This is a genomic window from Sorangium sp. So ce327 (assembly GCF_051530205.1).
Taxonomy (GTDB): domain Bacteria; phylum Myxococcota_A; class Polyangia; order Polyangiales; family Polyangiaceae; genus Sorangium; species Sorangium cellulosum_B.
In genome coordinates, this window is the sequence record NZ_CP150330.1 from 1474647 (window position 1) to 1494370 (window position 19724).

The following is a 19724-nucleotide window of genomic DNA, read 5'->3' on the forward strand; positions in this document are numbered from 1 at the left end:
GTCACTCCAGGTCAGGCCGCGCGCTGCCCATGCCGATGGCCCACGCCATCGTGTAGCGCGCGTTGATCTCGCACCGCGGGTTCCAGCGCAGCGCGCCCTGCTCGTCCTCCCAGCGGAAGGCGTCGATCCCGAACGGCCCGAAATAGCCCGCGCCGGCGAGCGCCTGCCCCGCCTCGAGCGCGGCCTCGACGAGCCCCCGGCGCTCGCCGTCGCCCAGGTCGCCCTCGCCGGCCAGGGCGGCCCCGAGGTACGCCCCGTTCGCGTCGCAGCGCTGGACACACGGGTCGCCGAGGTGCACCGCGCCGCCGCGGGCGACGTGCCCGTGCAGCGAAAAGTCGCCGCGGCGCTCGACCCACGGTTCGACCTGCAGGCCGCTGTCCGGCGACGCGGGATCGAGCGACGCGGCGGCCCAGGGCCGCGCGTCGGGCAGCAGCGCCCCGCGGGCGACCCGGCGCCGGCCGCGCCCGGCGAACCCGAACGGCCGCTTGAGCAGCCAGTGGCCCGTCGGCGTGGGCTCCGCGATCGCGGCCTCGAGCTCGGCCAGCGAGGCGACATAGCGCGCGCCGGGCAGCGTCTGGCCGAGGTCCGCGCAGAACCTCCGGTGGTTGACGCGCCGGAGCACCTCGAGCGGCGGCGCCTCCGCGAGGGCGACACCGGCGCGGCCGAGGAGGCGAAGGGCGCGGGGCGTGGGGCACCACGCGCGGCCGACGAGCGGCGTTCCAGGAGGCGCCGGCGGCACGAGGGGCGAGGGGAGCTCGGGGCTCAGCACGACGTCGCCGGGGCGCAGCAGGGCCGAGACGCGGCCGGCGAGCTCGGGAGCCCGGCCGGCGACCGCGGCGCGCGGGGTGTACCCCGCGGGGCGCGCCAGCTCCTCGTCGGCGTCGAAGTTCAGGACCCAGGCGCTCGCTCGGTCCATGAGGCCAGCGCGTCGAGGAACGGCTCGGAGAGGCCGGTGCGGCTGCGGTCGCGGCGGTTCATCGGCTCGCCCCGCATGAGCAGCGGCGAGAGGGGCGGCGGGATGTGGCGGACCCAGGCCTCGAAATCGCTCGGCCCGCGCTGCGCGACGTCCTCCGGCCCGCGCGGCGCCGCTTCACCCGCGGCGGCCGGATCGCCTGCGGCAGACGTGGAAGGCGCCGCCTGGCCAGCGCTCCCGCTCGCCTGCGTGAAGCGGCGGAACCAGCGGACCCCGAAGCGCACGTGCGGGATCTCCTCCGCGCAGACCCGCTCCGTGAGCGCGGCGCCCTCGACGTCGCCGATGGCGCGGAAGCGCTCGGCGAAGCGCGCCGTGTGGTCGAGGTTGCCCCCCTCGAGGCCCATGCCCATCACGGCCACGAACTGCGCGGGCGACGCGGCGGCGGGCACCCGCGTCCAGAACCAGTCGCGCACGGGGAAGTCGCCGAAGCGGTGGCCGATCGCGGCGAGGTACGCGGCGTAGAGCCGCATGTGGCGCGCCTCGTCGAGGGCGATCCGGACGAGGCCGCCGCGGAAGGCGCGCGGCGTCTCGGGGAAGGCGAGCAGCGCCCAGGCCATGAGCTCCGCCGCCTGGAGCTCGTGGTGCAGGAACGCGTGGAAGAGCTGCGCGCGGCGCGCCGGGTTGCGCAGCGCCTCGGGCCCCGGGCTCTTCTGCGCGCGCTCCGAGATGCGCAGCGCGGCGGGCCGCCCAGGTCGCTCGAGGCGCCGCGGCGGGGCCGGCGCGGCGCCCGACGCCGACAGCGTGGCATCCGACTCCCAGAGGGAGGGCACGGGCGGCGGAGACAGCTTGTGCTCGAGGTCGGTCGAGAGGACGTAATCCCAGGCCCAGCGCTCGACGGTGCCGGGCGGCGGCGGAGGCGGGTCGCTGGGCGGCGTGGCGGGAGACATCATGGCAGGGCGGGGCAGGGGGGACGCCGCTCCCTACCACAGCTCGACGTCGCCGGCGGAACGCCGTGGCGTCCGCCAGGAGAGAGCCATCCTGCAGCGTTCAACATGGAATATTGTTGAATTTTATTCCGGCGTTCCCGCCTTCGTGCCCGCATCCGGCGCCCTTCCACCGGGCGCACCCCGGCCGCGGGCAGTGGGGACGGCATGTCGGGCTATCTCGGTGCCGGTGGGTTTGCCTTCCGCACCGAGGGGTCGTCGTCGCGGCGCTCTCGTGGCGTTGGCGGGACGCTCGCGGTAGCGCCTGCGATCCATCTCCTCGCCCGGGCCGCGCGCGCCGGCAGGAACTGCCGCGAGGGGGAGAATATTCCCCGATCCTCGTGGCGGCCGCGGCGCAGCGCCGGGTCCTCGCGCTCGCGATGTCACGATGACAGAGGCCTCGGTGACTCGACGACATTTTGCCGGGGAATAGGCCGGAGCCGCGACATTTGCGCGGAAATGGCCGCTGGAGCAGCGTGGCTTACGGCTTGCTCCAGGGAGATCGCATGAAGGCGGAGCGGCGTTCCCAGGCGGTCGACAGGAAGCGCGAGGAGCAGACGGTGCTGGTCATCGGGGGCAGCGGCGGCATGTCGAGCCGCTACCGCGATGTGGTCGAGGAGCACGGCTGGTCGCTGCGCCATTACGAGAACCGCGTGCCGCCGGGCGCGCGCCACGGCGTGGGGAGGATCGCGCTCATCGTGATCATGGTGACGATGGTCTCGCACGCGCTTCGCGATCAGATGCAGAGCCTCGCGGCGGATGGCGCCCCGGTCGTGTACCTGCGCAGCGCCTCCGTCTCGGCGCTGCGGGCCGCGATCGAGCAGCGCGCCGCCTGACACCACGTCGCGCCGCCGCGGCGAGGAGAGGACCTCTCCCCCGGAGCCGGCGTCGCGCCTCCTCTCCTGCTGCTCTCCTCTTCCGCCCCTCCTCGAGCATGTCTGTCCCGCGCTCCGACGCCCGCGCTGTCACGGAGACAAGGGCCTTTGCGATTCGAGGACAATTTGCCCAGGAATAGAGCCCGATACCGAGGGTTTTGCAAGAAACGGCGAGCTGGAGAGCGTGGCTTGCGCCTTGCTCCAGGGAGATCGCATGAAGGCGGAGCGGCGGAGTCAGGGGAGCGACGGGAGGCGCGAGGAGCAGACGGTGCTGGTCATCGGGGGCAGCGGCGGCATGTCGAGCCGCTACCGCGATGTGGCCGAGAAGCACGGCTGGTCGCTGCGCCATTACGAGAACCGCGTGCCGCCGGGCGCGCGCCACGGCGTGGGGAGGATCGCGCTCATCGTGATCATGGTGACGATGGTCTCGCACGCGCTGCGTGACCAGATGCAGAGCCTCGCGGCGGACGGCGCTCAGGTCGTGTACCTGCGCAGCGCGTCCGTGTCCGCGCTGCGGGCCGCCATCGAGCAGGCGGCCGCCTGACGGGAGGCGCCGCGCCAGCGCGCGGACACGCCACGCAGCGCTCAGCGCACGCCGACGAGGCGCTGCATGAGGCGCTGGAACTCGGGGACCGAGAGGTCGATGTGCTCGACGACGCGGCCGTAGAGCGTGGCCGTGGGCACGTTGCGGCCGTTGAACTCCTTCTCGAGCTCGGAGAGCTTCCACAGGATGATGCGCTCGGCGCGGGTCAGGCCGTCGCGCACGTCCGGGAGCTCGTCGAGCGGGGATCGCCTCGGGGGCATGGTCGGGCTCCGATCTAGGCTTCCTGGGCCGGGCTCACTGCACGACGCCGAGCACGCGCTGCTGGCGCGCGAGCTCCGCCGCGTTCTTGAGGGCCTCGAACAGCTCGCGCGACGCCGGCAGCCCCCGGATGACGAGCTCGGGATCGCTCGCGTCCTTCGTGAACACGCGGATCTCCGCGACGTCGAGCAGCCGCTGCATGAACGTCTGGCGGAGGTCGATGTCGAGGACCCGCCAGAGCTGCAGGGTCTCGATCCGGCGCGTGAGCAGGCCGGCCTCGTAGTCGATCGTGCGATCGGTGATCTTGTAGCGGAGGCTCTTGCGCTTCCAGTGCAGGATGCCGAGCCAGATGAGGCCCACCAGCACGAGCGAGAGCACGCCCGCCGCCACGTAGGACCAGAACCACGCCTTCCAGCTCGGCGTCCCCTCGAAGAGGACGCGCGCCGCGCCCGGCGCGGGGGCGAGCGCGCCGCCGGCGGGGGCGAGCGCGCCGCCAGCGGGGGCGAGCGCGCTGCCGGCTTGGGCGGTGTGGGCGAGCGGCGCGGCGGGGGCCGCGGCCACGGGCGCTCGCTCGTCGAGCATGCTGCCGCAGAATCGGCACTTGATCGCGGCGTCCTGAATCTGCTCCGCGCAGAAGGGGCAGGGCTTCACCCCGACGATTCTAGTCGACATCCCGGGCGTGAGATCCACGGCAACCACCAAGCTTCGCGTCGCGTTGTCCTACATCCGAACGGTTACGTTGACCCCCGGCCCCCGGCGGCGAGCGCCGCCTTCCCGGCGCGCCCCAGCCGCCGGATCGCGGCCTCCCTCCGCAGGGCCTCCCCCCTGTCGGCCGCCGCCTCGACGTGAACCAGCGCGAGCGGCCCCCGCCCGCGCGTGTACCGCGCCCCGCGCCCCGCCGCGTGCTGCGCGAAGCGCGCCTCCACGTCGCGGGCGATCCCCGTGTAGAACGACCCGTCTCCGCAGCGCAGGATGTAGACGTGCCAGCCCGCGGTCACTCCTTCGGCCCCTCGTTGTAGCCCCGCGGCCGGTACTTCGGGTCCACTCCGCCGTGCGTCGCGCCGTTGTCGAGCGTGTCGGTCGCGAGGTACGCGAGCCACGTCCCGGGGTGCTCCTCCGCGAGCCGCCGGAGCTCCGCGTCGTGCGCCGCGAGGCGCTGCTCGTCGTGCAGGCACTGCAGCGCGAGCGCGATCAGGCTCAGCTCGTTCGGGCCGAGCTCCATGCCGCGCTTGTAGTGCGGGAAGGCCTCGTCGGGGCGGTGCATCCGGCAGAGCGTGTCGCCCGTGTACACGTGCGCCATCGGCCACGTCGGGGCGAGATCCATCGCGATCTTGCTCTCGGCGAGGCGGGTCTCGAGGTCGCCGCGGGCGCCCTTCATCACCGAGTAGTTGAGGTGCGCCTTGGCGCTGTTCGGGACCGCCTCCTTCGTCGCGGCCCAGAAATCGAGGTCGTTGCGGTAGTCCATCGCGTGCCGGTAGGCCTGCGCGCACTGGAAGCCGAAGAAGAGCACGAACAGCGCCGGCGTCACCCACGCCCTCCACGACCAGCGCGCGCGCGGCGTGAGGGTCGAGCCCGCGAGCGCCTCGTGGAGCCACGAGAAGGCGACGGCGAGGACGAGCGACGAGCCGATGGCCGGGAAGTACCAGAAGCGCTCGGCGCGCACCGTCGGCAGGACGACCGGGATGTTCGAGTGCGGGAAGTAGCTGACCACGACCCAGGTCAGCCCGATCGCCGCGATGCACAGCCCCGCGTAGCCGCGGCGCAGCGGTACCCAGGCGCTCCGGTCCGCCGTCGCCGGGCAGGGCAGGGGGCGCGCGCCCTCGACGAGCAGCCCGAGCCCGAGGAGGAACGCGGGCAGGAACGGCAGCGGCCAGAGCACGAGCGGCAGCGCCCGGAGCAGCGGCACGCGCCCCGCAGGGCGGAGCACGTGCCAGTCGTACGCCGCGAGCGCCGCCGCCGCGATCGCGAGGAGCGCCCCCGCGAGGAGCAGCGGCCACCTCCGCGACGTCGCCTGGCCGCCGTCCACCAGGAAGGCGGCGCGCACCGACCGCCGCTCGCGCCGCTCCAGGTGCTCGCGGCGGAGGGCCGCGATCCACAGCGCGAGCGATCCGAGCGGGGGCAGCACCATCATCGCGGCGCCGGCGACGCTGCCGAAGAAGACGAGCCTGTCCGGCACCGGCTCCTGCGGGTACGAGTAGTCGCCGCTCAGCGTCCACGGGAACACGATCTGGGTGAGGCCCCGCCAGTAGACGCGCAGCGCGCCGGCGATCCGGTGCGGCATGTCCGCGGCGCCGAGCGGGTTGTTGAGCGGATCGCGCGGCAGGGGCGCCTGGTGGAACCAGACGAGCGCCTCGTGGAGCGCGCGCTTCACGAGCGGCGCGCCCTCGGGGAGCGGCGCGGCGAGCTCGGCCGGCATGGGCGAGGGGAACCAGCGCCGCCGGAGCTCGACGTAGAGCACGAACGCCGCGCCCGCGGCGAGCAGCGCGAGCAACGCACGGACGAACCGCGCCGGCCGCGTGGGGTGGGTGAGCGGCGCCGCGATCAGCGCGGCGAACGGGACGAGCGGCACGCAGACGAGCGCGCTCTCCTTGGAGAAGAGGCCGAAGAGCACGGCCGCGAACACGCCGAACGGCATCGCCCACGCGGGCAGCGCGAGGGCGGCGAGGGCGGCGATCGCCCCCATGCCCCCGAGCACGTCGGCGATGCCGACGATGCCGCTCACCGCCTCGGTGAGCACCGCGCAGCCGACGAAGAGCAGCCCCGTGAGGTACGCGAGCCCGCGCCGCCGCGTGAGCCAGAACGTGACGCACGTGAGCAGCGCGGCGTTCACCGCGTGGAAGAGGACGTTGTAGAAGTGGTGGAAGAACGGCTGCTTCGTGACCGCCCAGATCGTGCGCCAGAGGAAGTTCGGCAGCGGGCGGTAGGAGCCGACGCTCCGGTCGGGCGGCAGCCCCCAGAAATCGCGGTGGATCGCGTCGAGGAAGCCGATCCCGCCCTTCGCGTTCACGTACGGGTTGGCGAGGAGCGCCTCCTGCTCGTCGAAGATGTAGTTCGTCGACGGTGCGCGCGTGAAGAGGATGACGGCGACCAGCGCGAGCGGCGCGATCGCGGACAGGAAGGTCGGGTCGAGCGCGAGGAAGTAGTCGCGCACGCGCCGCGCGGCGTCCCCGAGGAAGGACGGCGTGGCGGGCGGCCCTGCCGACGGCGGCAGCCCGGAGGACGGCGGCGGCCCGGAGGACGGCGGCGGCCCGAAGGACGGCGGCGGCCCGGAGGACGGCGGCCCGTACGGCGTCGTCGTGTCGTCGTCGAGCGCGCTGGACATGGGGTCGCGCGCGGCGGCAGGGGACGGGGGCCGATAGGTCACGCCGCGCCCTCTCAGCCCTTCACGTCCGGTGGAGCGCCCGGCGCGCCGTCCGGCTCGGGGATGGACCAGATGTCGCCCCAGAGCGGCTGGCCGCCGTCGACGCCGTAGACCGCGCCCGTGATGAAGTCGTTCTGGTCGCTGGCGAGGAACACGATGAGCCGCGAGACCTCCTCGGGGGTGGCGAGGCGCTTGAGCGGCGTGGCGCGCCGCGCGAGCTCGAGCAGCTCGTCGCCGTACTGCGATGTGCCGCTCGACCGGATGTTGCTGCCGGGCGCGACCGCGTTGACCCGGATGCCGAGCGCCGCCCACTCGACGGCGAGCGAGCGGGTCAGGTTCTCCACGCCGGCGCGCGCGGCGCCCGTGTGCGCCATGCCCGGGAAGCCGCGGCTCACCGACGCGGTTACGTTCACGATCCGGCCGCGGCGCGCCGGGAGCATCGCGCGCCTCGCGACCTCGCGCGTCATGAAGAAGGTCCCGTTCAGGTTGTTGCGGACGACCGCCTCCCAGCCCTTCGGCGTCATTTCGCTGGCCGGGCTCGGGAACTGGCCGCCGGCATTGTTCACGAGGACGTCGATACGGCCGAATTTCTCGAGGACCTGGCCCACGAAGGCAGCGATCTGCTCCGGCTCGCGGATATCACACGGCGCGGCGAGCACGTCGTCGCCGGGGACGCCGTCCCCCGCGAGCGTGCTCGCCGCGGCCTCGAGCTTGTCGGCCCGGCGGCCGCAGAGGGCGACCTTCGCGCCGAGGTAAGCGAGCTCACGCGCGCACGCGAGGCCGATGCCGCTGCCTCCGCCGGTGACGATCGCCACCTGGCGTTCGAAGAGTCCTGGGGCGAAGATCGAGCGCACCTGGGTCACGCCCCGCGTTTACAACGGCTCAGCGGGCGCCGCCACACGCTGGGCGATCCGGGGGGTATCCGGCGTCCCAGGCAGAAAGGTCCCGGCGTTCGGGGGCGCTTGCCCGTCCGGCTCCGGCGCCTGGCGCGGAGTGCTCCACGGCTCGGCGATCGCCCGGCGCGCCTGCCAGGCGCCTCGCGGCCAGCGCGCGGTCGGACCGCCGATCCCGCTGCGCGACGCCGGCGCTGCTCACGTGAGCGACTGCGCCTCTCGAGCGAGGCATTGTTGAACGAATTGGGTCATTTGCGTGTCCTCACGACGTCCCTGGGCCCCGGAGCCGCCCTCGCCTCGGGGCACGATTCCGGCGCTCCGGCGGCGCGGACCGCGCGGAGAGCAGCGCATTCCACATGATACCCTCTCGCTCCTCATGGACTCTGCGTACCTCGAAGGGCATGTGATCGCCGATCGGTACCGCGTCGTTCGCGTGCTTGGCCGCGGCGGCAACGCGATCACTTACGAGGCGGAGGACCTCTCGACCGGGGGGCGCGTCGCCGTCAAACAGCTCCTGATCTGGAAGCACGCGGAGTGGAAGGCCCTCGATCTGTTCGAGCGCGAGGCGAGGGTCCTCTCGAGCCTCACCCACCCCAGCATTCCTCGCTACATCGATTACCTCAAGCTCGACGGCGCGCAGGGGCCTTGCTTCTATCTGGTGCAGGAGCTCGCGCCGGGGCGACCGCTCTCGGCCTGGGTCAAGGACGGATGGCGCGCCGACGAGGCCGAGGCGACGACCATCGCGCGGCACGTCCTGCGGACGTTGCTTTATCTCCAGGGCTTCAGCCAGCCCATCGTCCACCGCGACATCAAGCCGCAGAACCTGCTTCGCCACGAGGACGGCTCCGTGTACCTCGTCGATTTCGGCGCCGTGGGGGAGGCGCGGGACACCACCTCGGGAGGGAGCACGGTGGTGGGCACGTACGGTTACATGGCCCCGGAGCAGTTCCGCGGCCGCGCCGCGCCCGGGAGCGATCTCTACGGGCTCGGCGCCACGCTGCTGCACGTGCTCTCCGGCCGCGATCCCGCGGATCTGCCCCAGAAGGGCATGCGGTTCGATGTCCGCGGCAGCGTCCAGGTCTCGCCTCCCTTCGCCGACTGGCTCGATCGCATGCTCGATCCCGACCTGGATCGCCGGTTCGCCACGGCGAGGGAAGCGCTCCTCGCGCTCGATCGTCCGGCGGAACGCGGCCCCCGGCGGGGCCTGCTCGCGGTGGCCGCGGTCGCCCTCGGCCTCACGGTCGCCGGCGGCGCCGCCCTGGTCGTCCATCGCACTCGATCGGCTCCGCTCCCCACCGCGGCCGTCTCGCGCGACGCGCCCGGCACGCCCGGCACGCCCGGCACGCCCGCGATGACGACCGCCGCGAAGGAAGCGAAGGGACGGGCGTCCTTCGCCCCGCTGCGGACGCTCTCGGGCCACTGGTCCGCGATCTTCGAGGTCGCTTATGACCCGGGGGGCAAGCGCCTCGCGAGCGGCAGCAACGATCTCGCGCTCAAGCTCTGGAACCTCGACGACGGCCAGCCGCTGCGCTCCTTCGCCGGGCACACGAAGCGCATCGGAGGGATCGCGTTCACGCCGGACGGCAAGACACTTGTTTCTGCTGCCGACTCGACGGTGCGGCTCTGGGACGTCGACTCCGGCGCGCCGCTGAAGACGCTCGACGCCGGCGCCGGGGTCATCACCGATCTCGCGCTGTCCGCCGACGGCGGCCGGGTCGCCGTCTCGAGCATGGATGGGACCGTGCGGGTGTTCTCGATCCGGACTGGCCAGAACGAGAAGACGTTCCAGAACGGCGGGCGCGTCATGTCCGTCGCCATGACGGCCGACGGCCGCGTGGTCCTGAGCGGCGACGACCGCGGGGCCGTCCGGGTCTGGTCGGTCGAGACGGCCAGCGAGATCGGCGTGCTCTCGGGCCACGCCGGGCCGGTGAACCGCATCGTGATCGGGCCCGACGGGCAGACCGTGATCAGCGCGAGCGACGATCGGACCATCCGCCTCTCCCACCTCGGCAGCCGGAAGCCGCTCAACACGCTCTCCGGGCACACCGACGAGGTCTGGTCGCTCGCGCTCTCACCGAACGGCGACACCCTGGTGAGCGGCGGCAAGGACGACATGATCCGGGTCTGGGACGTTTACTCGGGCAAGGTCAGGAGAGAGCTGCGCGCCGGCCTGAACGGCGTGATCGCGCTCGCCTTCCACCCGGGCGGCGCGCAGTTCGCCGCGGGCGGCGGGAACAACCAGATCCGCATCTGGGCGGCGCCGGGCAAGGTGTGGAGGCCGCCGGTGCCGCCCGCCGACTACACGCCAGCGCCCGTCGCCCCCGAGCCGTCGCCCTCCGTCGAGGCGTCGCTCGTCCGCGACGCCAACGCGCTGCTCGATGAGGCCAGATCGCAGAGCGTCTACCAGCGGGCGCGCGCGCTGCTCGATCAGGCGATCCGCGCGAACCCCGCCTACGCGCCGGCCCACGCGGCGCTCGGCCGCGTCGCCTACAAGAGCGGTTACCTCCGTGGCAACGAGTACGAGCCCGACAGCCTTGTGCGCGCCCACGAGCACACCGACAAGGCGCTGGAGCTCGATCCCGGATGCCTGGACGCCCATGTGGTCAAGGGCTGGGCCTACATGTTCCAGAAGAACCACGGCGAGGCGCGCAGGAGGGTCGAGGCCGCGGAGGCGCTCCGCCGCGACGCCGACGATGTGATCCTCCTGTCGGCCACCCTCGCCGAGCGCGAGGGGAAGACGGAGGAGGCCCTCGCGGGCGCGAAGCGGATCATCGAGACCAGCAAGAACCCGCAGGTGCTGGCGCGCGCTTACGACATCCTCACCGACGTCTACAAGGCCATGCGTGAGTGGGACGCGGTGGAGGACACCTACCTGGCGATCGTTCGCCTCGATCCGAAGTCCGCCTGGGCCAAGGGCAACTACGCCAACTTTCTCACGTGGAGAGAGGAGCACGATCGGGCGGTGGACATGGCGCGAGCCGCCCTCGCCACGAACGATTACCCGATAGGGCGCACGATCCTGGCCAGCGCGCTGTGCGGCAAGGGCCGGCAACTGCTCGCCCGGCAGGACCTCGAGGGCGCGCGGGCGCAGTTCCTCGCCGCGAAGGAGGCGTATCCCGGGAGCGCCGAGGCGCCGCACGGCATGGCGCTGTACCTCCGGGCGCTGGCGGACAAGGAGCAGGAGCAGCAGCGACGCGCCGAGCTCCTCGCCGAGGCGAAGAAGCACCTCGAGGAGGCGCTGCGGCTCGATCCCAAACACCGGGGCGCGCAGGAGGCGCTCGCAGCGCTCGACCGGCCCGCGCGCTGAGCGCGCTGGGATCGTTGGGTGCCTCCTGACTCAATGCCTTCTGGCACGTGGACCACATGAATGATCTCCGCCAGACGAGGCCACCGATTCGTCGCCCCGCGTGCGAAGTGGCTGCCCACGCGCTCGAGAAATTTCCGTCCAGGCGGATGCCCAGACGTCACCGAGCGCTGCTAGTTCGTGCAGAAGAGCGGCGTCCGGCCGAGCTGTCCGGGGTGCGGCGGTGACCATGCACGAGACCCGCGGGCCTGCGGGGGCAGGACGGGGGCGGCTGCCTCGCCGAAGTACGACTGTAGTATTGGCGTGAGCTTGCGGCGCCGTCGCCTATCGCCCAATGCCCTGCGCGGCGTGACGCGGATCGCGGGGAATGCCGGCACGGGGAATCAATAAAATTTGAGCTTGACAGCCCATGGAGCATTTGTATGCGACCGCGCCGGTAGCCTGAAAATGCTTGACTCGCCATTCGCCCAGACCGCAAGCTTGTCGGCGACCGTGGTGAGGGCTCACGCGCGGGCACGACACTGCCAGCCGGAGCCGCGGATTGGGGTCTCAACTTCACGCGGAGGATGTAACCGATGACAAGCAAGGATGCGGATGTTTCGGCGGCGGCCGACGGCGGCAATCGTGCTCTCCGGGAGAGCCAGGTTCTTCGCTCGGCGCTCGTGAACGTGCTGTACGGTTCCATGTCGAAGCGTGTCATGGCGGACGGGAAGGACGGTGCGCTATTCCAGATCTTCCGGGGCGCGGACGCCGAGTTTCACGCCCTGCACCCGGAGCTCCACGGCCAGCCATTGAAGGAGTCGTCTCCCGAGGAGCTGAAGGCCGAGTGGGCCGAGATCTACAGGGCGCATTCCAGGCTCGCCCTCCAGAGGCTCAGGCTGGACGCCATGATCATCGACATTGGCGCGTGACCTCTCGCGCGAACTCGGAGTGAGGTAGCGCCGTCGCCATGGCGATCTGGACAGCATTCGGCTGGGATGCCATCGACTGCTTCCTGCGCCCTCAGGCTCACCTGCTCGAGCTCGCGGCCCCCGGCACCGGGGATCCGTTCCTTCTCCTCCTCTCGCTACACAGGGCCCACGGCATCGGCGACCACTTCTCGTCGGAGGACTGCGGGCACTTCTCCTTCGTCGGAGAAGTGGCGGGTCCGGCTCTCAACGTCGATTTCCTGATTGAGCCCTGTCGTGGCCCCGACCAGGTGAGAGAGGCCGTCGAGCGTGCCGTCGCCGCGGGGGAGCCCGTGCTCGTACCGGCGGCTCGACGGGTCCGAGGAGGGGAGGCGAGCTCCGTGGGGCAGGGCGAGGCTGTCCATTATCATCTCGTCCTGCGCGAGGAGCAGCAAGATCTGGTCTTTCTGGACTCGGCGGATGCCGCCCCGTACGAAGAGCGGACCACCTACCAGGAGTTCCGGTTCCCGAAGGTCGAGCTCGGGGCTCTTCTGGAGCGCTTCTCCCTGGCCGGAGCCGGCGATGTGCGATCCATGCTGCGGGAGCCGGGGCTCTGGGCAATGCGGGTTCGAGCACGCCCCAGCCCGGCTGGAGCGCACGCGACCTCACTGCTGCGCATACTCAATGGGTCGAGCTTGCAGCCCGGCGCTTCGGTCGATCGCCGCCACCTGCGGCGTCTTCAGGCCGCTCGCGGCCGGGGCCGGGATGTCACGCAGCGCCTCCTGAGATCGTACCTGAAGGAGGTCAACTTGGGCAACCTGCACCTGCTGATGCTCGCCCAGCACCTCGTCCAGGAGCGCGCGCCCGAGAGCGCGCGTGTCGCCCGCGAGGTGGATGAATTCATTGCGCGCACGAAGGGGCGGCGAGAGAGCATGATGGTGGAGATCCTGGTTCGACCCCAAGGTGTGGACTGGGCCGCGATGGACGCAGGCTTCGAGGCAGAGTGGCGCCAGATGCTGGATGTCCTGGCCTCCACGGCGGGGGCCTTCTGAGATGCTGGAGGACGTCCGCCGGAGGCTGGTCCGCGTTTCCCGGGCGACCGTAGGAGCGCGCGCCTCGGTGCTCGATCGGCCCCTGCAGGAGCTGGGGGCGGACTCTTTCTCCTTGATCTTGTTGCTCGCGGGCATCCACGATGAGTTTCACCTCCTGCTGTCGTCCAGGGATCTCTCGGTATCCCACAGCCTGGACGAGATCGCGACCACGCTCGCGGCGAGGCTGAGCGCCGTCCGGACGGAGAGCGCGGGGACATCCGCTCTGCCTGCGCCGGACGAGGAGCAAGCCGCGCGTGTGCCGGCGCTCGCCAACCGCTACTCCTACTTCGTCCGGCGCGTCCGGAACCTCTCGGCGTGGAACGTCGTCAGCCACGTGTATCGATTGCTCCCGCCGGTCGACGTGGACGCCTTCGCGAGGGCCGTCGATCTGGTCGTGGCCCGGCACGATAGCCTCCGGCTCCGTGTCTGCGTCGGTCCCGGCGGCGTGGAGCAGGTATGCCTCCCGCCTCGGGAGGTCCGGCCGCTCCGCGTCCTGGAGATCCCCGGTGCGCTCTCCGCCTCGATGGCGTCGCGGTGGATGGAGGAGCAGAGCCGGGCGGCGCAACAGGCGCTCGCGCTGCCCGGCGATCTCTTCCGGGTGCTGCTCTTCCGTGATGTGTTCACAGGCTCGGCCTGGTTCTGCGTGATCGCCCATCACCTCTTGGTGGACTCCATGTCCTTCCGGATGGTCATGGCGAGCCTCGTCGAGGCCTACGCGTGCTGGGCGAAGGGGGCCGGCGAGGACCCGCCCCCGGCGCCGCCGACCCTGTCGTTCGCGCGATACTCGTCAGAGAGCATCGCGTACTGGGCTCGACGTGGGCCGGAGGAGGTCCCACGCTGGCTGTCGCTCCCATGGCACCTTGTTTCACCGTTGCTGCCGGGGACGTCGCCGGCCGATCCGCTCAACACCGAGGAGCACTCCGTCCAGGTCCTGCTCGCCTTGGAGGATCTTCCCGTCCTGCGCGACGGGGGGGGCGCGGGCGATCTCCAAATCACCGACCTCATCGTCGCGGGGATTGCGAGAGCGTTCCGGCGTTGGAGCGCGCATGCCGCGCTCCACCTTTCGCTGGTGATGCACGGGCGCACCGAGGACGGGCTATCCGGGGAGCTGGCGCGGACGGTGGGCTGGATCAGCGAGACGGTGCCCATCGTCCTGCCGCTCGAGGCCGATCGCCGTGCCCTCGCCCTGGAAGCCCGGGCGCAGCTCGAGAGGGCCGCCTCCTCGGGGCGCTCCTTCGGTGTGCTCAGGCACCTGGTTCCCTCCACCGTGCCCGGCGTCGATGCCATCCGCCGGCTGCCGGACGCTGACGTGTCGCTGAACATCGATCTGCGAGAGCCTCTCCTGCCGAGACACAGCGCGTTCTTCGTGCGCGAGGAAAGCGTGGTCGCGCCCAGCGTGGTCGCGCCCTCGACACAGCGTGTATTCCTTCTGAGCGGCGGCGTCATCCGGCGGCAGGGCAAGGTCTGCGTCGCGTGGGATTTCAGCGAGCGGCTGCTCTCCCGGTCCCACGTCGAGGCCTTCACCGAGCTCTGCCGCGAGGAGATCACGGATCTCGCGCGCTCCGTCGAGGGCCAGTGACGATGAGCGATCCTCGAGTATCGGTGATCATTCCGACCTGTGACCGTCCACAGCTCGTGCACAGGGCGGTGCGGAGCGTCCTTGCTCAGAGCAGCGCGGCCCGGGAGATCATCCTCGTCGACGACGCCTCCTCGTTCGACTACGTCTCCGCGTTGCGGGCGCTGGATCCGAGCATCCACGTGGTCCGGCTCGAGCGGAACGCGGGGCCAGCGGTCGCCAGGAACGCGGGGCTCCGCGCGGCCACCTCCGAGCTCGTGGCCTTCCTCGACGACGACGACGAATTCCACCCCGGTTACCTCGCCCGTGCAGCCGCGGCGCTCGCCGAGGCGCCTGCCACGGTCGGGCTCTGCTGGACGGGGGTCCTGCTCAAGCCCTCGAACTCGGACGACCCGCGGGCGTCTCGGGTCAGGGACTTCGCGCCGAGGATCCGCGATCAGCGCAGCCTGCTTCTGGCGTTCCTGTCCATCGGCCTCGGCCACGGCGTGACCGTCCGCCGTGAGTGCTTCGCGCAGGTCGGCGGCTTCTCCGAGGATCTCCGCTTGGTGGAGGACACGGAGTGGTTCCTGCGCTTCCTGTCTCATGGATACCTCCCCACCGTCGTCCCGGGAGTGCACGTCACGGTTCACTGCCACGAGGACCCCCGGCTCACGAGCCTGGAACATGACAGCGCCCGCCTCCACGAGTGCGGGGTCGTCCTGGAGAGGATGGCCGCCGTCCTCGACGCCCATCCTTACCTCCGCGACAAGCTGCGGTTTGCCGTCGGTCTCTCCGGCCAAGATCCCCTATGAGCCGCATCCAGGACTGCTTCGAACTCGCGGCCGCGCGATTCCCCGGGCGACCATGCCTGTCCGTGGCCGGGCGCGTCTGGCAGTACGACGAGCTCCAAGCCGCACAACGTCGGATCGCGGATACGCTCACCGGCGTGGGTCTCGCCGGGGTGCCGATCGGCCTACTCGGGGAGAAGAGCTTCGCGATGTTCGCCGCGATGCTCGGCGTGTTGTCCAGCGGCAATGCCTACGTTCCTCTGGGCCTCAGGGAGCCCCCGAAGCGGCTGGGCGCACAGGTGCGTCAGGCGACGCTCGCAGCGGTCCTCTGCGCTCCGGAGCTCCGCGGCCGACTGCGCGCTGCCCTCGACCTCGACGACGCCGTGCGCCCGCAGGTCTCGGTCGAAGGAGAGGCGCTCGATCTGGTCGATCTGCGTCCGGCGACCACGGCTTCCGCCGGAGCTTCCGGGCTCGCGTACCTGATCCTGACCTCTGGCTCGACGGGGATTCCCAAGGCGGTGCCGATCTCCCACCACCATGCCGTCTCGTTCGTCAATGCCCTGAGCGCGGTCCTGCCCGTCGAGCCCTCGGACCGGGTCCTGCAGGCGGCCGACCTCTCGTTCGATCTCTCCGTCGGCGAGATCTTCCCGACCTGGCACGGGGGAGGCTGTGTGGCGGTGCCCTCGGCCGAGGAGAAGTTGGCGCTCCCTCCCTATTGCGAGCAAGAGAAGATCACCATCTGGAGCTCCGTCCCGACCCTCGCCGCCGCGATGGTCTCGATGCGCGCCGTCCGGACAGGCATGCTGCGGCACCTCCGCCGTTCCCTCTTCTGTGGAGAAGCGTTGCCCGTCTCGCTCGCCGACGCCTGGCGGTGCTTCGCCCCCGGCGCGGAGCTCATCAATCTCTATGGCCCGACCGAGGCGACTGTCTGCGTGACCTGGTTCCGGTACACGGGGGGGCTCCCGGAGGATCTGCGGATCGTGCCGATCGGCGCACCGCTGCCGGGCGTGGGTGTCCGGATCGATCCGCTGGATGGACATCCGGACGGGCGCGGGGAACTGCTCCTGTCGGGCGACCAGGTGGCCGGGCGGTACTGGGGCGACCCGGTAGCTACAGCCGCCGCTTTCGACGACACGTCCGCGGGCGTGTGGTACCGTACCGGCGACGTGGTGCGGCTCTCCCCCGATCATGGCCTGCTCTTTGTCGGCCGTCGTGATCAGCAGATCAAGATGTCCGGCTTCCGGATCGATCTGCTCGAGGTGGAGAGCCACCTCCGCGCGCTCACGCGGGCCCACGTGGCGGTCGTGCCGGTGGCGCAGGCGGACGGCCGAGTGTCGGGCATCGTGGCCTTCGTCGAGGGCGCCTGCTCCGCGAGCGACCTGACGCGTATGTGCGGCGAGGAGCTGCCTCCTCACATGGTGCCGCGCCGGTTCGTCCCGCTCGGAGAACTGCCGCGGACCTCCAGCGGCAAGGTCGACCGTGTCCGGCTCGCGAAGATGCTGCAAGCGGATGGATCGATGAGCGAACGCTATGGAGACTGACACCATCTCTGGCCACAGGCTGCATGCCGCCTCGGACGCGGCCGTGTTCCGGTCCCGCTTCGAGGCGGCGACCGGCCGCACCATCGACGCCGTGCTGTCGGACTTCGTGGATCCCGCCGGGATCGTGCTCATCGCGCTCGGCGGGTCGATCCCCCTCGGGATCGCCACGGAAGCCTCCGACATCGATCTGCTGGTCCTGCTGAGATCGCCGGACTGCCTCCGTATGCCACGAGCCGGCACGCCTCACGTGCTTTTTGCAGGCAACTATGCCAGCTCGGACGAGCTCGCGATCGCGACGGCGGTGGTGCGCAGCTCGAACGTCGAGATGGATGTCCAGTTCCTCCTGACCGAGAAGATATCGCAGCTCCTTGGGCTCTTGAAGACCTCCCGCGTGGCGCTCTCGTTCCAGCAGCGGCAGCTCCTGGCCCGGCTCCGCAGGGCGTGGCCGCTGAGCCCCGAGGCGTGGCCGTCGGCGGTGGTGGATCTGCCGGACGAGAGCTTCGATATCCACTGTGCTGTCCAGTCCATGATCACGTCCTACCGTTCCCTCGTCGACGCCAGGGTCGCCGCCGAGGACAGCTTCTGGCTCGCGCTCGCGATGGGGCGCCACTCGGTCGAGAAGGCGTTCGAGGCCTATTTCGCCAGTCGCGGCTACAGCTACCTGGGGCTGAAGTGGCTGAGGTTCCTGGAGCGCCGCTGGAGCGACATGACGGGCGTCGAGCGCGGCCGATTGCCCGCGCCGGTCGCCGTGCGTGGCCGCGAGCTGCTCTTTCCGGTCGCCGCCCCCGAGGAAGTCCTCGGCTACCTGACGCGCGTAGAGGAGCTCGTCGGGGATGTTCGGCGCGTGCTCGACTCGAACCTGCGGTTCCGGCTGGCGCTGGATGTCTCGCCGTTCGTTGCCCGGCCGCGGATCATCAGCGGAGGGCGACCATGAGCGAGGCGACCGTCGGCCGGCTCGCGGCCATCTGGAAGTCCGTCTTGTCGGTCCCGGTCGTTCGCGACGAGGATGATTTCTACAAGGCAGGCGGCGACTCGATGGGGGTGATCAACCTGGTCGCCCGGGTGTGCGAGGAGCTGGATCTCGCGTTCGAATACAGGTCGTTCCTTGCGCACCCGACGTTCGAGAGGCTCGTTCGCGCGGTCCTCGCCGCAGATCATCCGGACGAGCCCGGTCGTGGGGGCGCTTCTCCCGAGGTCCCGCCGGGTCTCCTGGCCCTCCCGGCGCACCAGCGAGCCGTCGACAGGTCCGGGCGCGCGGCCTCGGAGCTCCTGGGATACCGGCCGTTCGGGGTCGACCCGCAGCCGAAGCAGACGCTGGCGCTCGCGCTCCTGCTCTCGATGCAGGTCCCCTGGGCCCCGGCGGTGCCCGGGCGCCCGGAGGAGGCGTAGGTATGGGGGAGGTAGTATCCTCCGGAGCTCCGGCGCCCGTCGGTCCTGTCCTGACCTCGATCGAGCAGCTCGATGAGGCGCAGATCCGCCCGGATTCGGTTCGACGTCTGTCATCGGCTCGAGTGGCCCTCGCGGACTACCGGCTCTTGCAGCACGACTTCCCGGAGCTATCCGACGCCGCCCTGCTGCGTCGCTTCCCGGCTCTGGGGAGCCTGCCCGAGGACAAGCGGCGGCGGGCGATGAGCGCGATGGTCGACCGGTGGCTGGTCGAGCACGCCGGCCTCATCTCCGAGGCTCAGCTCGGGCAGAACGTGGTCAATTCGGAGATCGTCACGACCGGACCTGCCTTGCCCTGCCACCGGCCGCCCGGGTACGGTCGATCGGCGATCGTGGCGCTCGACGAGATCCGCGCCGCGGATTGGTCGTGCCAGGGCGAGGAGCGAGGGGGGCTCCTGGACCTCAAGGGAGTAGGGGTCGCGGCCGGCACGCGGCCTCACGCAGGTCCCTACGGGAGCGGCCTGGAATACCTCGGCGTGGCGCTCGGAGACTACCTCCTCAAGCGGTTGGTCGACGCCATCTTCACGAGGACGGTGCCCTCGCTCTCGACGGTCCCGGTGTATGCGGTCCTGGATCTCGGCTTCGACATCGTGAATGGCTGGAACGGTACCGGCCCCGCCGGGGTACACGTGCGCAGAGCGCATCGCCGTCCGCCCGGGGGCTCGAGCATCCCCGCGAGCGGCAGCAACGCGGAGGCGATGAGCACGTTCATCGAGCTCCTGTTGCGCTCGTACGGCCTGACCTCGGTGAACAACGGCAACTGCCTGACGATCGAGGAGAAGGACGGAGAGCTCAGCGTGACGAGCAGTGGACGGGACATCACTCTGGCGCTCGACGCTGACGACCTGCGCCGCCTTCGAGAGTTCAAGGGCGATCGAGGCGATCTCCGGATCGAGCGGATCAACATCCAGCTGACCCGGGACGTGGACGCGGGCGGGCGGGTCGCTCAGATGTTTGATTTCGGTCACGTGAACGTCCGGGCCGAATTTCACAATCCCCTGGCGAGCACGGTGTCGGACTCCTGGCTGTGTATCGGGGGGGTGCTCTGGCCGGGCTCCGCGTCCTTCGTAATGCCGGATCCTCGGCTATCGGCGCCGCTCGCCGGCTGGCACAAGCGCGCGGTGAACGAGCTCTGCTTCGGGCTCGCGCGCGAGGTCCGCGCCGGGACGCGCACGTCCGGCGAGGTCAAGGAGACCCTGGAGGCGATGCTCGGCGAGCTCGTGTCCTCGTGGTCCGAGCGGGAGGCCAGCGACGGCCTTATACAAAATGTCTCCTGAAAGTGCGG

The 19724-nt window shown here is 71.1% G+C and carries 18 protein-coding genes; 11 read left to right on the forward strand and 7 right to left on the reverse strand.

The annotated features are described in order from the left end of the window. Position 1: 1 nt before the first annotated feature. Together WME95_RS05425 and WME95_RS05430 are read right to left on the reverse strand one after the other, a co-directional pair. The gene (locus WME95_RS05425) at positions 2-916 is read right to left on the reverse strand and encodes a hypothetical protein (protein ID WP_437907346.1); all 915 of its coding nucleotides are present in this window, start codon (positions 914-916) and stop codon (positions 2-4) included. Next, positions 889-1863 carry a ferritin-like domain-containing protein gene (locus tag WME95_RS05430; RefSeq protein WP_437907348.1) on the reverse strand — a complete coding sequence of 325 codons (975 nt, stop codon included), beginning with the start codon at positions 1861-1863 and terminating at the stop codon, positions 889-891. The genes WME95_RS05425 and WME95_RS05430 overlap by 28 nt, the downstream gene beginning before the upstream one ends. 509 nt (positions 1864-2372) lie before the next feature. Here WME95_RS05430 and WME95_RS05435 point away from each other — a divergent pair. Together WME95_RS05435 and WME95_RS05440 are read left to right on the forward strand one after the other, a co-directional pair. Further along, positions 2373-2732 carry a DUF2325 domain-containing protein gene (locus tag WME95_RS05435; RefSeq protein WP_437907350.1) on the forward strand — a complete coding sequence of 120 codons (360 nt, stop codon included), beginning with the start codon at positions 2373-2375 and terminating at the stop codon, positions 2730-2732. A gap of 223 nt (positions 2733-2955) precedes the next feature. Then, positions 2956-3315, forward strand: a complete 360-nt coding sequence (locus WME95_RS05440) for a DUF2325 domain-containing protein (RefSeq protein WP_437907352.1) — start codon at positions 2956-2958, stop codon at positions 3313-3315. A 41-nt stretch (positions 3316-3356) separates the two neighbouring features. Here the strand turns inward: WME95_RS05440 and WME95_RS05445 are convergent, their stop codons facing one another. The 5 genes from WME95_RS05445 to WME95_RS05465 all read right to left on the reverse strand — a co-directional run bounded on the left by WME95_RS05445 (position 3357) and on the right by WME95_RS05465 (position 7797). Further along, entirely contained in the window at positions 3357-3575 is a 219-nt protein-coding gene (locus WME95_RS05445; protein WP_012233609.1) for a hypothetical protein, read from the reverse strand. Positions 3576-3609: 34 nt separating this feature from the next. After that, positions 3610-4245, reverse strand: a complete 636-nt coding sequence (locus WME95_RS05450; RefSeq protein ID WP_437907354.1) for a PH domain-containing protein — start codon at positions 4243-4245, stop codon at positions 3610-3612. Between the two features lie 62 nt (positions 4246-4307). Beyond that, positions 4308-4571, reverse strand: coding sequence for a GIY-YIG nuclease family protein (locus WME95_RS05455; RefSeq protein ID WP_437907356.1), 264 nt, complete (start codon positions 4569-4571; stop codon positions 4308-4310). Beyond that, positions 4568-6937, reverse strand: coding sequence for a tetratricopeptide repeat protein (locus WME95_RS05460; protein WP_437907358.1), 2370 nt, complete (start codon positions 6935-6937; stop codon positions 4568-4570). Before WME95_RS05460 ends, WME95_RS05455 begins: the two co-directional genes overlap by 4 nt. A gap of 11 nt (positions 6938-6948) precedes the next feature. Further along, on the reverse strand, positions 6949-7797 hold the full coding sequence (locus tag WME95_RS05465) for an SDR family oxidoreductase (protein WP_437907360.1): 849 nt from the start codon (positions 7795-7797) through the stop codon (positions 6949-6951). Between the two features lie 406 nt (positions 7798-8203). On the opposite strand from WME95_RS05465, the gene WME95_RS05470 reads away from it, so the two are divergent. From WME95_RS05470 to WME95_RS05510, 9 genes are all read left to right on the forward strand, one after another. Next, complete coding sequence (locus WME95_RS05470) at positions 8204-11134, forward strand: protein kinase domain-containing protein (protein ID WP_437907362.1); 2931 nt, start codon at positions 8204-8206, stop codon at positions 11132-11134. Positions 11135-11706: 572 nt separating this feature from the next. Then, complete coding sequence (locus WME95_RS05475) at positions 11707-12042, forward strand: hypothetical protein (protein WP_437907364.1); 336 nt, start codon at positions 11707-11709, stop codon at positions 12040-12042. Positions 12043-12419: 377 nt separating this feature from the next. After that, on the forward strand, positions 12420-13070 hold the full coding sequence (locus WME95_RS05480; RefSeq protein ID WP_437907367.1) for a hypothetical protein: 651 nt from the start codon (positions 12420-12422) through the stop codon (positions 13068-13070). 67 nt (positions 13071-13137) lie between these two features. Further along, positions 13138-14688, forward strand: a complete 1551-nt coding sequence (locus WME95_RS05485; RefSeq protein ID WP_437907369.1) for a condensation domain-containing protein — start codon at positions 13138-13140, stop codon at positions 14686-14688. A gap of 2 nt (positions 14689-14690) precedes the next feature. Continuing rightward, the gene (locus WME95_RS05490) at positions 14691-15476 is read left to right on the forward strand and encodes a glycosyltransferase family 2 protein (protein ID WP_437907371.1); all 786 of its coding nucleotides are present in this window, start codon (positions 14691-14693) and stop codon (positions 15474-15476) included. Next, positions 15473-16993, forward strand: coding sequence for an AMP-binding protein (locus WME95_RS05495; protein WP_437907373.1), 1521 nt, complete (start codon positions 15473-15475; stop codon positions 16991-16993). Before WME95_RS05490 ends, WME95_RS05495 begins: the two co-directional genes overlap by 4 nt. Further along, positions 16983-17927: a nucleotidyltransferase domain-containing protein gene (locus tag WME95_RS05500; RefSeq protein WP_437907375.1), complete on the forward strand. Its 945-nt coding sequence runs from the start codon at positions 16983-16985 to the stop codon at positions 17925-17927. The genes WME95_RS05495 and WME95_RS05500 overlap by 11 nt, the downstream gene beginning before the upstream one ends. Then, positions 17924-18382, forward strand: a complete 459-nt coding sequence (locus WME95_RS05505; protein ID WP_437907377.1) for an acyl carrier protein — start codon at positions 17924-17926, stop codon at positions 18380-18382. The genes WME95_RS05500 and WME95_RS05505 overlap by 4 nt, the downstream gene beginning before the upstream one ends. 2 nt (positions 18383-18384) lie before the next feature. Then, positions 18385-19716 (forward strand): hypothetical protein, encoded by a 1332-nt coding sequence (locus WME95_RS05510; protein ID WP_437907379.1) that lies wholly within the window; start codon positions 18385-18387, stop codon positions 19714-19716. The last annotated feature ends 8 nt before the right edge of the window (positions 19717-19724 follow it).

What these genes read in the sequence shown, in the direction of transcription:
- WME95_RS05475 (WP_437907364.1), top strand. Translation starts at nt 11,707, where the DNA reads ATGACAAGCAAGGATGCGGATGTTTCGGCGGCGGCCGACGGCGGCAAT.
- WME95_RS05505 (WP_437907377.1), top strand. Translation starts at nt 17,924, where the DNA reads ATGAGCGAGGCGACCGTCGGCCGGCTCGCGGCCATCTGGAAGTCCGTC.
- WME95_RS05430 (WP_437907348.1), bottom strand. Translation starts at nt 1,863, where the DNA reads ATGATGTCTCCCGCCACGCCGCCCAGCGACCCGCCTCCGCCGCCGCCC.
- WME95_RS05490 (WP_437907371.1), top strand. Translation starts at nt 14,691, where the DNA reads ATGAGCGATCCTCGAGTATCGGTGATCATTCCGACCTGTGACCGTCCA.
- WME95_RS05450 (WP_437907354.1), bottom strand. Translation starts at nt 4,245, where the DNA reads ATGTCGACTAGAATCGTCGGGGTGAAGCCCTGCCCCTTCTGCGCGGAG.
- WME95_RS05445 (WP_012233609.1), bottom strand. Translation starts at nt 3,575, where the DNA reads ATGCCCCCGAGGCGATCCCCGCTCGACGAGCTCCCGGACGTGCGCGAC.
- WME95_RS05425 (WP_437907346.1), bottom strand. Translation starts at nt 916, where the DNA reads ATGGACCGAGCGAGCGCCTGGGTCCTGAACTTCGACGCCGACGAGGAG.
- WME95_RS05470 (WP_437907362.1), top strand. Translation starts at nt 8,204, where the DNA reads ATGGACTCTGCGTACCTCGAAGGGCATGTGATCGCCGATCGGTACCGC.
- WME95_RS05500 (WP_437907375.1), top strand. Translation starts at nt 16,983, where the DNA reads ATGGAGACTGACACCATCTCTGGCCACAGGCTGCATGCCGCCTCGGAC.
- WME95_RS05495 (WP_437907373.1), top strand. Translation starts at nt 15,473, where the DNA reads ATGAGCCGCATCCAGGACTGCTTCGAACTCGCGGCCGCGCGATTCCCC.
- WME95_RS05510 (WP_437907379.1), top strand. Translation starts at nt 18,385, where the DNA reads ATGGGGGAGGTAGTATCCTCCGGAGCTCCGGCGCCCGTCGGTCCTGTC.